Raw genomic sequence first — 12,550 nt, forward strand, 5'->3', positions numbered from 1 at the left:
TCCGGATACAAGTTAGAAACAAGTTAATGGTTTAATAAGTCTATAGCAAGGAACACACACAACAACATCACAACTAAGGGAGACGATATTCAATGAAAAGCAAAAAAATGATCATAGCAACGATGGTATTCGGAATGGCCGTTACAGGTTCAGCAGGGGTCTACGCAGGAACGAATATGCAGAAGATCAGCGCTTATCTTAATCACGGAATCGGGTTCAAAGTGAACGGAGCGGCCTATACCCCAGTCGATAACAACGGCAAAACGATGGCGCCAATCACTTATAAGGATACGACGTATCTTCCGGTCCGGGCGATGGCAGATGCACTGAAGGTGCCGGTGACATTCAATGCCTCCACGAATGAAGTTATCCTTGGGACTGGAACAGGGGCCACAGCGCCTGATAATGGTTCATCTGTGAAGCTGACGGCGGTACAGTACAGTGCAGCGCAGAAGGAGCAGATTGCTAAGGCGTTTGCGAACTTCCAAGGTTTTGAGACAGCCTATGCCCCGACACAGATGGTCAGCGGAGATGCCTTCCAGAAGGTTGCGGGCGGCGATGACGGCGTAAGCTTCCTGTTTAATAAAATGCGTGTAAATGTCTCGCCGCGTGACTATTCCGATGGTTACGACAGCACTACAGTGAAGCTCTCCAATGGAACAGAAGCGAAATGGTACACTCCTTCGGATACGCCAATGCTGACCTTCAAGCTCGCAGACCGTTTTGTAACCATCAGCTCCGCTGACAAAGCTCTTAGCAAAGCACAAATCGAGAAAGTGGCTGTAGGCGTAACGAAACTAAGCAAATAATTACTACTGCTTCTATAGAATAGAATGCAAAAGGGATGTCCGCAGAGCCGTAACTGGCCGCGCAGACATCCCTGCTTTGTTTTGTCACTGTTATTTGTTAGAGCTATGCTGTTTATTGGCCAGTCTTGCTCCAGGAGTTCCTTTACTGCGTTTTCTGTTCTTTAGCGCTTTACGCTGATTCTCCTGGAACTTCTCCACGAATTCATGAGTGTCCATAACAATCCCCCTAGAAGGTTAGATGATGTAGGCTTGAGGCTTCCAAGCATACGTTTAGATATTCGGTTATTCTGTCCATTTGCGGTGCATATCATTCTAAACTTATGGTTGAAAAAATGCTTGCAATGAATCTCTATACGTGATATATTCTATTTCTGGCCGCGAAACATCAAGTCCTGGCTCGAAAAGAAGTTGAAAAAAAGAGCTTGCATTGATCGGCTGGATGTGATATATTATAAGAGTTGCTGGTGACGACAACATCGTCGCTAACAACGAGCTTGATCTTTGAAAACTGAACAACGAGTGAGTATCGGAGATCGCTTCGGCGAGATCCAAAAATGAGAATGTAAATTCTCGTCAGATGTTTCAAAATGAGCAATCGCTCTTTCTAAATACCAATTTGGAGAGTTTGATCCTGGCTCAGGACGAACGCTGGCGGCATGCCTAATACATGCAAGTCGAGCGGAGTTTGAAAGGAAGCTTGCTTCCTTTCAGACTTAGCGGCGGACGGGTGAGTAACACGTAGGCAACCTGCCCTCAAGCCTGGGATAACTACCGGAAACGGTAGCTAATACCGGATAATTTCTTTTTTCTCCTGAGAGAAGAATGAAAGGCGGAGCAATCTGCTGCTTGGGGATGGGCCTGCGGCGCATTAGCTAGTTGGTGGGGTAACGGCCCACCAAGGCGACGATGCGTAGCCGACCTGAGAGGGTGAACGGCCACACTGGGACTGAGACACGGCCCAGACTCCTACGGGAGGCAGCAGTAGGGAATCTTCCGCAATGGGCGCAAGCCTGACGGAGCAATGCCGCGTGAGTGATGAAGGTTTTCGGATCGTAAAGCTCTGTTGCCAGGGAAGAACGTCCGGTAGAGTAACTGCTACCGGAGTGACGGTACCTGAGAAGAAAGCCCCGGCTAACTACGTGCCAGCAGCCGCGGTAATACGTAGGGGGCAAGCGTTGTCCGGAATTATTGGGCGTAAAGCGCGCGCAGGCGGTTATTTAAGTCTGGTGTTTAAACCTTGGGCTCAACCTGAGGTCGCACTGGAAACTGGGTGACTTGAGTACAGAAGAGGAAAGTGGAATTCCACGTGTAGCGGTGAAATGCGTAGATATGTGGAGGAACACCAGTGGCGAAGGCGACTTTCTGGGCTGTAACTGACGCTGAGGCGCGAAAGCGTGGGGAGCAAACAGGATTAGATACCCTGGTAGTCCACGCCGTAAACGATGAGTGCTAGGTGTTAGGGGTTTCGATACCCTTGGTGCCGAAGTTAACACAGTAAGCACTCCGCCTGGGGAGTACGGTCGCAAGACTGAAACTCAAAGGAATTGACGGGGACCCGCACAAGCAGTGGAGTATGTGGTTTAATTCGAAGCAACGCGAAGAACCTTACCAGGTCTTGACATCCAACTAACGAAGCAGAGATGCATCAGGTGCCCTTCGGGGAAAGTTGAGACAGGTGGTGCATGGTTGTCGTCAGCTCGTGTCGTGAGATGTTGGGTTAAGTCCCGCAACGAGCGCAACCCTTGACTTTAGTTGCCAGCAGGTTGAGCTGGGCACTCTAGAGTGACTGCCGGTGACAAACCGGAGGAAGGTGGGGATGACGTCAAATCATCATGCCCCTTATGACCTGGGCTACACACGTACTACAATGGCCGGTACAACGGGAAGCGAAGCCGCGAGGTGGAGCCAATCCCAGCAAAGCCGGTCTCAGTTCGGATTGCAGGCTGCAACTCGCCTGCATGAAGTCGGAATTGCTAGTAATCGCGGATCAGCATGCCGCGGTGAATACGTTCCCGGGTCTTGTACACACCGCCCGTCACACCACGAGAGTTTACAACACCCGAAGTCGGTGGGGTAACCCGCAAGGGAGCCAGCCGCCGAAGGTGGGGTAGATGATTGGGGTGAAGTCGTAACAAGGTAGCCGTATCGGAAGGTGCGGCTGGATCACCTCCTTTCTATGGAGAATCGTCTTCTGCAATGAAGACATTCAAATCGGAAGCTTCGCTTCCACAATAGAACCCTTGGGTTCGAATACTCACTCGTTGGTCAGTTTTGAGAGTTTAAGCTCTCAAGTAAGAAACTTGATCCTTGAAAACTGGATACCGAAACGAATTTGCGTTTTAGAACATTCCTTTAAGCTGAACTTGTGTAAACAAGTTTCATATTAATGGCGATACTAGCGATTTTCCTTAGGGGAAACGCATTGGTTAAGCTACTAAGAGCACACGGAGGATGCCTAGGCGCCAGGAGCCGACGAAGGACGTGGCGAACAACGAAACTGCCTCGGGGAGCTGTAAGCAAGCTTTGATCCGGGGGTGTCCGAATGGGGAAACCCAGCTGTGGTAATTCGCAGTTACTCATTTCTGAATACATAGGAAATGCAGAGGCAGACCAGGGGAACTGAAACATCTAAGTACCCTGAGGAAGAGAAAACAATAGTGATTCCGTCAGTAGCGGCGAGCGAACGCGGAACAGCCTAAACCAAGGGGCTTGCCTCTTGGGGTTGTGGGACGTCTCACATGGAGTTACAAAGGAATTCAGTAGGCGAAGAGGTCTGGAAAGGCCCGCGATAGAGGTAAAAGCCCTGTAGCCTAAACTGTGTTCTCTCCGAGACGGATCCCGAGTAGTGCGGGGCACGTGAAACCCCGTATGAATCCAGCAGGACCATCTGCTAAGGCTAAATACTACCTGGCGACCGATAGTGAAACAGTACCGTGAGGGAAAGGTGAAAAGCACCCCGGAAGGGGAGTGAAATAGAACCTGAAACCGTGTGCTTACAAAAAGTCAGAGCCCTCTTTATGGGTGATGGCGTGCCTTTTGTAGAATGAACCGGCGAGTTACGTTTAACATGCAAGGTTAAGGTGAGAAGCCGGAGCCGCAGCGAAAGCGAGTCTGAATAGGGCGACTTAAGTATGTGGACGTAGACCCGAAACCGTGTGATCTACCCCTGTCCAGGGTGAAGGTGCGGTAACACGCACTGGAGGCCCGAACCCACGCATGTTGAAAAATGCGGGGATGAGGTGGGGGTAGCGGAGAAATTCCAATCGAACTCGGAGATAGCTGGTTCTCCCCGAAATAGCTTTAGGGCTAGCCTCGGTGAATGGAGTGGTGGAGGTAGAGCACTGATTGGGTGCGGGGCCCGCAAGGGTTACCAAGCTCAGTCAAACTCCGAATGCCATTTACTTCTTGCCGGGAGTCAGACAGTGAGTGCTAAGATCCATTGTCAAAAGGGAAACAGCCCAGACCATCAGCTAAGGTCCCCAAGTGTGTGTTAAGTGGGAAAGGATGTGGAGTTGCACAGACAACCAGGATGTTGGCTTAGAAGCAGCCACCATTGAAAGAGTGCGTAATAGCTCACTGGTCGAGTGACTCTGCGCCGAAAATGTAACGGGGCTAAACACACCACCGAAGCTATGGCTAGATGCTCTGCATCTGGGGTAGGGGAGCGTTGTGTAGGGGTTGAAGGTGTACCGTAAGGAGCGCTGGACACTACACAAGTGAGAATGCCGGTATGAGTAACGAAAAGATCAGTGAGAATCTGATCCGCCGAAAGCCCAAGGTTTCCTGAGGAAGGCTCGTCCGCTCAGGGTAAGTCGGGACCTAAGGCGAGGCCGACAGGCGTAGTCGAAGGACAACAGTTTGAAATTACTGTACCACCGTAATCCGCTATGAGCGATGGGGTGACGCAGGAGGGTAGTGACGCGGACTGATGGATGTCCGTCTAAGCAGTGAGGCTGGTGTGCAGGCAAATCCGCACATCGTTAAGGCTGGGCTGTGATGGGGAGCGAAAATTATAGTAGCGAAGGTCATGATCTCACACTGCCAAGAAAAGCCTCTAGCCAGGAGAAGGTGCCCGTACCGCAAACCGACACAGGTAGGCGAGAAGAGAATTCTAAGGCGCGCGGAAGAACTCTCGTTAAGGAACTCGGCAAAATGACCCCGTAACTTCGGGAGAAGGGGTGCCTCGGTAGGGTGAATAGCCCGAGGGGGCCGCAGTGAAAAGGCCCAAGCGACTGTTTAGCAAAAACACAGGTCTGTGCGAAGCCGTAAGGCGAAGTATACGGGCTGACGCCTGCCCGGTGCTGGAAGGTTAAGGGGAGCGGTTAGGAGCAATCCGAAGCTGTGAACCGAAGCCCCAGTAAACGGCGGCCGTAACTATAACGGTCCTAAGGTAGCGAAATTCCTTGTCAGGTAAATTCTGACCCGCACGAATGGCGTAACGACTTGGGCGCTGTCTCAACGAGAGATCCGGTGAAATTTTAATACCTGTGAAGATGCAGGTTACCCGCGACAAGACGGAAAGACCCCATGGAGCTTTACTGCAGCTTGATATTGAATTTGGGTACGATCTGTACAGGATAGGTGGGAGCCGTGGAGGCAGGAGCGCAAGCTTCTGCGGAGGCGCCGTTGGGATACCACCCTGATCGTATCTAGGTTCTAACCTAGTGCCCTTATCGGGTACGGGGACCGTGTCAGGCGGGCAGTTTGACTGGGGCGGTCGCCTCCTAAAGAGTAACGGAGGCGTTCAAAGGTTCCCTCAGAATGGTTGGAAATCATTCGCAGAGTGCAAAGGCATAAGGGAGCTTGACTGCGAGACCTACAAGTCGAGCAGGGACGAAAGTCGGACTTAGTGATCCGGTGGTACCGCATGGAAGGGCCATCGCTCAACGGATAAAAGCTACCCTGGGGATAACAGGCTTATCTCCCCCAAGAGTCCACATCGACGGGGAGGTTTGGCACCTCGATGTCGGCTCATCGCATCCTGGGGCTGAAGTAGGTCCCAAGGGTTGGGCTGTTCGCCCATTAAAGCGGTACGCGAGCTGGGTTCAGAACGTCGTGAGACAGTTCGGTCCCTATCTGTCGTGGGCGCAGGAAATTTGAGAGGAGCTGTCCTTAGTACGAGAGGACCGGGATGGACGTACCGCTGGTGCATCAGTTGTTCCGCCAGGAGCATGGCTGAGTAGCTACGTACGGACGGGATAAGCGCTGAAAGCATCTAAGCGTGAAGCCCCCCTCAAGATGAGATTTCCCAGTATGTAAGACCCCTTGAAGACGACGAGGTAGATAGGTTGGAGGTGGAAGTGCAGCAATGCATGGAGCTGACCAATACTAATCGGTCGAGGGCTTATCCAAAAGTTACCCCAAAAAGTGAAGATGAAGCTGACGAAGCGGATTCCGAATACTTTCCGGGGGCCCCGTAAGAAGGGCAAACGCAGATTCGTTTCGGATTCAGTTTTCAGGAATCAAATTCCTGAAGCATTTACGCTGTAAATGCCCGTTTGGTGGCGATAGCGGAGGGGTTCCACACGTACCCATCCCGAACACGACCGTTAAGCCCTCCAGCGCCGATGGTACTTGGACCGAAGGGTCCTGGGAGAGTAGGACGCCGCCAAGCGGACCATCCACACACATTGTGGTATTTTTTTTGCCCTGATTGGTTACATATTCCCTGATAGCTCAGTTGGTAGAGCACTCGACTGTTAATCGAGTTGTCACAGGTTCGAGTCCTGTTCGGGGAGCCATATGGAGAGGTGTCCGAGTTTGGCCGAAGGAGCACGATTGGAAATCGTGTAGGCGCCACAAGCGTCTCGAGGGTTCGAATCCCTCTCTCTCCGTAGCAATACTTTTTACACAGCATGGCTCGTTGGTCAAGGGGTTAAGACACCTCCCTTTCACGGAGGTAACATGGGTTCGAATCCCATACGAGTCACCATTTTTTTGGAACTGATACATGGAGGCTTAGCTCAGCTGGGAGAGCATCTGCCTTACAAGCAGAGGGTCGGGGGTTCGAACCCCTCAGCCTCCACCATCTATCTTAACCGAATAGATAATATTCAATGACGCGGGGTGGAGCAGCCCGGTAGCTCGTCGGGCTCATAACCCGAAGGCCGCAGGTTCAAATCCTGCCCCCGCAACCAATTTGGAACCGTGGTGTAGTTGGCCTAACATGCCTGCCTGTCACGCAGGAGATCGCGGGTTCGAATCCCGTCGGTTCCGCCATTTTTAATGGCTTAAGGGATGAGAATTCCCTGGGTTCGTTGAAGCATAGGCATCGAAAGGAATACTTCGCAATCTCGTAACGGAGTGAAGAGTATCCCGCCCTGTTCCGCCATTTTAATTGGTATTAAGACATGAGGGATTGAGCATCCTATATCTCGAAGTATAGAGTATCCATCCGATTCCGTAGTATTTTGCTAATTATAATATTGGGGATTAGCCAAGCGGTAAGGCAACGGACTTTGACTCCGTCATTCATAGGTTCGATTCCTATATCCCCAGCCATCTTTTTTGGATTGTTTCTCTTATGAGAGCCATTAGCTCAGTTGGTAGAGCACCTGACTTTTAATCAGGGTGTCGAAGGTTCGAGTCCTTCATGGCTCACCATTTTCTTGTAACGTGTGCGCGTGTGGCGGAATGGCAGACGCACCAGACTTAGGATCTGGCGTTTCACGACGTGGGGGTTCAAGTCCCTTCACGCGCACCATGTTTTTGCGGACGTGGCTCAGCGGTAGAGCATCGCCTTGCCAAGGCGAGGGTCGCGGGTTCGATTCCCGTCGTCCGCTCCATATAGATTTTGCGCCCTTAGCTCAGCTGGATAGAGCGTTTGACTACGAATCAAAAGGCCGGGAGTTCGAATCTCTCAGGGCGCGCCATATATTGCTTCATTGAATTATCTAAGTGTCCGTCAGATTCGAACGAGTTCGTTGGAGCATAAGCTTCGATAGCACAACTTCGCAATCGGATGCGTAGCATCCGTATCTCTCAGGGTGCGCCATTATTACTTCACTGATTTAACTTTTTTATTAACGGGATGTAGCTCAGCTTGGTAGAGCACCTGGTTTGGGACCAGGGGGTCGCATGTTCAAATCGTGTCATCCCGATATTTCATTTCACCTGTGCGGGTGTAGTTCAATGGTAGAACTTCAGCCTTCCAAGCTGATAGCGTGGGTTCGATTCCCATCACCCGCTTATATCTGTATCACATGAGTCCGTCATCCCTATGGGGAAGGCGGACTTTTTTTGCTATTTGGAAATGTATGCGAAAAACAGAACACATTGGGCTGATATAAGTGCGCGTGTCCCATTGTATGCGAAAGTCCGAATACAATCGCTCCTTTGCGATGAAAGGATGGGGCCCCATGCTCCACAGCTCGTAACATTGTTTAGAATTCCTGCAAGAAATGCAGCAATACTGCCCAATAGAAGCGACCGATGCTGAAATCCTGCAAGAAATGCAACAAAGCCAGCGCTAAGTTGCTCTAATCACCGGAATTCCTGCAATTGATGCAACAATATAGCGTAGCCCGTAACATTTTTGGAGAAATCCTGCAAGATATGCAACAATGCGGCTATTCAACCGGTCGGTGAGAGAAAATGCTTAGAATTGGTAAGAGATAGGAAGTGGAAGCATCGCCATTATCGCCATTAAAGTAAGAAGCAAATCAGAACGTGGTCAATGACCGAATGTAATCGAAAAACCGAACACATAGAACTCAGAGTATCTGTGAGCCAGAGCGCTAAGGGCTGTAGTTGTCAAATGGCCGTCAGAAGGCAGAGAGATGGAGAAAAGTGAGCTTCGTATACGAGTGGTATAGAGGCAGCAGTATCATTCAGCCGCTAGGGTGATTTGTTGTAAGGGCTGGAATGTTGCAATAGTATGGGAGGGCGTTATGTTTCTATAGAACTGATATAGTATAACTATTGGACTATTGGATCATAGGCAACACTTACTTGGAAGCTGAGGAGCATTTGTTATGACAGACAAAGTAATACGGATTTTCAGAATTATTAACGCCATTCAGTCGAACCCGGGGATTACCGCAGCAGACTTGGCCTTTAGGTGCGAGGTGAATATTAGAACGATCTACAGGGATCTTGAGGTGATCAGCCACTTTGCACCGGTTACGAATGAGGGAAGAGGCACGGGCTACCGGTTCATGGGCAAATTCTTTTTATATCCGCTGGATTTCTCGGAGCAGGAGTCGCTGGCGTTCTCTTTGCTGCCTTCTGTGCTGAATCCGGATAGAATTCCGCCGGGTTTTCATTCTGCTTATGACAAGGTGATGGGGACTCATCTGAAGGAGAAATCGCGGCAGAATGGCCTGCTGGAGAATATCGCGGATATTATTCAAATGGGTACCCCTGCCTACCGCAAGGAGAGCCGGAACTTCCTGCAGCCGCTTATTGGAGCCATTCTGGAGCAGCGCAGCATCCGGACGGTATACCACTCGCAGTCACGCAACGCCACTACAGCGCGGAAGATTGATCCTTATTATCTGATCCCGCGGGATCAGCGCTTTTATCTGATTGGCTATTGCCATCTGAAGGGCGCAATTCGTACGTTCCGGATCAGCCGGTTTGAGCAGGTCGAGATGACGGCTTCCACTTTTGATAAGGGAAATTTCAATATTAAAAAATATCTGAAAAATACCTGGTCGATCAACCGGGGGACCCGGAATGTCACGTTCAAGGTACGGTTCGATCCGGAGGTGGCGCGTTACATTAAGGAAGAGGAGCTGTTCGTACAGCCGCGGATGAGCGAAGAATGCGATGGAACGCTGCTGTTCGAAGTCACCGTTAATAATGAGAAGGAGTTCATCAAGTGGATTCTGCAGTATGGCCCGAATGCTGAGATTCTGGAGCCGGAGTCGGCCAGGGAGCGCTTGAAGGAGCAGCTGGAGCAGTGGCTGGATGTGTATCAGCAGTAGCCGCAGACTACAATATTACATAATATGGAATAAAAATGTCGAAAAGGTTAGATTGAATAGCTCAACTGGAGAATAAAGGCTTTTTTAGAGATATATATGTCGGGAATGAATTGACCGGAGCGGTGAAGCAGGTTATTATTGGAATATAATGGAATGATAGGAGGCAAGATAGAAATTGCTGGAACTGGATGGGATGAATGAAGACTCTTTGACAGACATGCTTAAAGTCTCGTTCTCATGGGAGAACTGGACGGCAATTCTCGAGATTTCAGACAAGCTCTTTGAACTTGCAGTTCTAACCTACGGCTCCCATCGACAGGGTGCAAAGAAGTATTATTTGAAAAAAAATATAGCGTATTATCTCGGCTACAGTGCGTGCATGAAGGGGATTGCCTATCAAAAGCTCGGTAACCTCGCTGAATCAAGAAAGTGTATAGGCTTGTATTCGGATTTGAGCTGGATCACGGATGTGGATCAGGAAGCTGCCGTAGAAGTGGAATACTACAGGAACATTGCGATTGCCAACACCTTCGTCATTGATCTGCTGGAAGGAAAGGTAGAAGTTCTCCCTGATTATGTTGAATTCATTCGTACAGGGGACCAGGAGGAACTGCTTGCCTGCTTGATTACTGTGCTGGAATCGGCCATTAAGTACAACTTTTCTATCGACTGGGTACTGGATGAATTCAATGAGCCATTGAAGGAACTAAGCTGCAGAGAGAAGCAGGAAGATATCAGATACTACATAGACTACATGCATCTTAGTGCAATTTATTTGTATAAAAGGGAGAAAATTCATGATGCAATTAATCTGACTCTCTATATTTTGGTAATAAGTAGTAAACTTTATGACGGGACAGGCTTTAGGAAGATTGTGTCGTTTTATGAACATATCCGAAGCCATGCGACCGCAGAACAACAAGAATCTTATCAAAATGTAATGAAAAATATCTTAGAGAGGGAGTTTTTAAAAGATGAAAAAGGCGATCTCGTTATTAACAGCCGTATTGCTGATTAGTGCAAGCGTAGTGGTAACAACGGCAAGCGCAGGCGGCCACTTATCCGCATCCTCTGGCAATATCTCTATTAACAATCACGGAGCAGGCCACTAGTCTAAAATCTCTCTGTCTCATGAATCTGGAAATATAAGCTGCATATCATGCAAAAAAGGGGTAAGCGACGATGCTTATCCCTTCTTTGCTGTGGATAGAGGTTACTCTGTTACAGCCAAACCCAGTCCTTCTGCAATTCGCCGGCCAAACTCCGGATCGGCTCGGTAGAAGTGGCCAATCTGGCGGAGCTTGATCTCCTCGGACTCCACTGGAGTCATCGCGCCGACAATATTGCTCACGAGCCGGGCACGCTCCTCTTCACTGAGCAGACGGTACAGGTCACCCGGCTGAGTGTAGTGATCGTCATGGTCATAAGACACGCTGTCCGCCTGGCCGGAGACTTCAAAAGCAGCCGCTTTATGCGGCGCTGACTCGGTTGCCCCGCCGGAGCTGTTGGGCTCGTAGTAGACGGAGCCTCCCCCGTTATTCGTAGCATTCATCGCGCCGTCGCGCTGATTATTGTTGACCTCTGCGATAGGCCGGTTAATCGGCAGGTGGTTATGGTTCGCTCCTACCCGGTAGCGGTGGGCATCCCCGTATGCGAACAGGCGGCCCTGAAGCATTTTATCTGGAGAAGCTTCTATGCCTGGAACGAACGAGCCGGGGGAAAAGGTAGCCTGCTCCACTTCGGCGAAGTAATTCTCAGGATTGCGGTCCAGCACCATGCGGCCTACCTCAATCAACGGATAATCCTTCTGCGACCACACCTTGGTTACATCAAATGGATCGAAGCGGTAGGTGTCGGCATCCTCCACAGGCATAATCTGCACATGCAGCCTCCAGGCCGGGAAGTCTCCAGTATCAATGGCGTTGAACAAATCCTCTGTATGATAATCCGGGTTCTCCCCGGCTAGCTGTGCTGCCAGCTTAACATCGAGGTTCTTGACGCCCTGCTCTGTCTTAAAGTGATATTTCACCCAGACAGCTGCACCTTCGGCATTCACCCACTTGAACGTATGGCTGCCGAAGCCATGCATATGGCGGAGAGTAGCCGGGATGCCGCGGTCGGACATCAGAATCGTCACCTGGTGCAGAGACTCGGGGGAGAGGGACCAGAAGTCCCAGACGGCATTCGGGTTCTTCAGATGGGTCTGCGGATGGCGCTTCTGGGTATGGATAAAGTCAGGGAACTTGATGGCATCACGGATGAAAAAGACAGGCGTGTTATTGCCGACCAGGTCGTAGTTGCCTTCCTCAGTGTAGAATTTCACAGCAAAGCCGCGCGGATCGCGCACAGTATCGGATGAACCCAGCTCCCCGGCTACGGTAGAGAAACGGATGAACATCGGGGTGCGTTTGCCGACGCCCGACAAGAAGGCAGCCTTCGTATATTGGGAGAGATCATTGGTGACTTCAAAATAACCATGGGCACCGGCGCCTTTGGCATGAACGACACGCTCAGGAACACGCTCACGGTTGAAGTGGGCCAGCTTCTCCAGCAGATGGACATCCTGCAGCAGCACGGGGCCACGGGCACCGGCGGTCATTGAATTCTGGTTGTCACCTACGGGGGCGCCCCAGCTTGTCGTTAGCTTGTTGTTATTATTTGTGGTCATGAACACAATCACCTCGTATAGGATTTGATTTTAGAATAAGTATAAATATTATAATAGCAAGAATTTAAATAAAATCAATCCTTTTTTATAATTATTATAATTAAGTGTATGCGGGAGAAGATAGATTCATGATATGAGCGATGGTC

At 50.2% G+C, this 12,550-nt stretch carries 5 protein-coding genes, 13 tRNA genes and 3 rRNA genes; 19 read left to right on the forward strand and 2 right to left on the reverse strand.

Annotated elements, in window-relative coordinates:
- Window positions 1–92: 92 nt before the first annotated feature.
- On the forward strand, window positions 93–809 hold the full coding sequence (locus MKY12_RS02585; RefSeq protein ID WP_036730598.1) for a hypothetical protein: 717 nt from the start codon (window positions 93–95) through the stop codon (window positions 807–809).
- A gap of 90 nt (window positions 810–899) precedes the next feature.
- On the opposite strand, the gene MKY12_RS02590 is transcribed toward MKY12_RS02585, so the two are convergent.
- Window positions 900–1,025, reverse strand: coding sequence for a DUF4023 family protein (locus MKY12_RS02590; protein WP_339312814.1), 126 nt, complete (start codon window positions 1,023–1,025; stop codon window positions 900–902).
- 397 nt (window positions 1,026–1,422) lie between these two features.
- Between MKY12_RS02590 and MKY12_RS02595 the strand changes: the two genes are divergently transcribed.
- The 18 genes from MKY12_RS02595 (at window position 1,423) to MKY12_RS02680 (ending at window position 10,754) form a co-directional block, all read left to right on the forward strand.
- Window positions 1,423–2,983 (forward strand): 16S ribosomal RNA (locus MKY12_RS02595).
- A 250-nt stretch (window positions 2,984–3,233) separates the two neighbouring features.
- Window positions 3,234–6,161: ribosomal RNA gene (locus MKY12_RS02600) — 23S ribosomal RNA — on the forward strand.
- 145 nt (window positions 6,162–6,306) lie between these two features.
- Window positions 6,307–6,423: ribosomal RNA gene (gene rrf / locus MKY12_RS02605) — 5S ribosomal RNA — on the forward strand.
- The 16S, 23S and 5S rRNA genes sit together here with 13 tRNA genes alongside, the layout of an rRNA operon.
- Window positions 6,424–6,474: 51 nt before the next feature.
- Window positions 6,475–6,550: transfer RNA gene (locus MKY12_RS02610), tRNA-Asn, on the forward strand.
- A 3-nt stretch (window positions 6,551–6,553) separates the two neighbouring features.
- Window positions 6,554–6,643 (forward strand) — tRNA-Ser (locus MKY12_RS02615).
- 23 nt (window positions 6,644–6,666) lie between these two features.
- Window positions 6,667–6,741: transfer RNA gene (locus MKY12_RS02620), tRNA-Glu, on the forward strand.
- A gap of 20 nt (window positions 6,742–6,761) precedes the next feature.
- Window positions 6,762–6,837, forward strand: a tRNA-Val gene (locus MKY12_RS02625).
- A 32-nt stretch (window positions 6,838–6,869) separates the two neighbouring features.
- A tRNA-Met gene (locus MKY12_RS02630) sits at window positions 6,870–6,946 on the forward strand.
- A gap of 4 nt (window positions 6,947–6,950) precedes the next feature.
- Window positions 6,951–7,028 (forward strand) — tRNA-Asp (locus MKY12_RS02635).
- A 207-nt stretch (window positions 7,029–7,235) separates the two neighbouring features.
- Window positions 7,236–7,310, forward strand: a tRNA-Gln gene (locus MKY12_RS02640).
- Window positions 7,311–7,336: 26 nt separating this feature from the next.
- Window positions 7,337–7,412 (forward strand) — tRNA-Lys (locus MKY12_RS02645).
- Window positions 7,413–7,428: 16 nt separating this feature from the next.
- Window positions 7,429–7,512 (forward strand) — tRNA-Leu (locus MKY12_RS02650).
- Window positions 7,513–7,519: 7 nt separating this feature from the next.
- Window positions 7,520–7,594: transfer RNA gene (locus MKY12_RS02655), tRNA-Gly, on the forward strand.
- A 10-nt stretch (window positions 7,595–7,604) separates the two neighbouring features.
- Window positions 7,605–7,681 (forward strand) — tRNA-Arg (locus tag MKY12_RS02660).
- Between the two features lie 154 nt (window positions 7,682–7,835).
- Window positions 7,836–7,909 (forward strand) — tRNA-Pro (locus tag MKY12_RS02665).
- Window positions 7,910–7,926: 17 nt separating this feature from the next.
- Window positions 7,927–7,997, forward strand: a tRNA-Gly gene (locus MKY12_RS02670).
- Between the two features lie 785 nt (window positions 7,998–8,782).
- Window positions 8,783–9,736, forward strand: a complete 954-nt coding sequence (locus MKY12_RS02675; RefSeq protein ID WP_036731198.1) for a WYL domain-containing protein — start codon at window positions 8,783–8,785, stop codon at window positions 9,734–9,736.
- A 175-nt stretch (window positions 9,737–9,911) separates the two neighbouring features.
- Entirely contained in the window at window positions 9,912–10,754 is an 843-nt protein-coding gene (locus tag MKY12_RS02680) for a hypothetical protein (protein ID WP_051478491.1), read from the forward strand.
- Window positions 10,755–10,949: 195 nt separating this feature from the next.
- Here the strand turns inward: MKY12_RS02680 and katA are convergent, their stop codons facing one another.
- Window positions 10,950–12,404: a catalase KatA gene (gene katA / locus MKY12_RS02685; RefSeq protein WP_036731199.1), complete on the reverse strand. Its 1,455-nt coding sequence runs from the start codon at window positions 12,402–12,404 to the stop codon at window positions 10,950–10,952.
- Between the last annotated feature and the right edge of the window lie 146 nt (window positions 12,405–12,550).

It is taken from the genome of Paenibacillus sp. FSL M7-0896, from assembly GCF_037975415.1.
Lineage (GTDB): Bacteria > Bacillota > Bacilli > Paenibacillales > Paenibacillaceae > Paenibacillus_AQ > Paenibacillus_AQ silagei.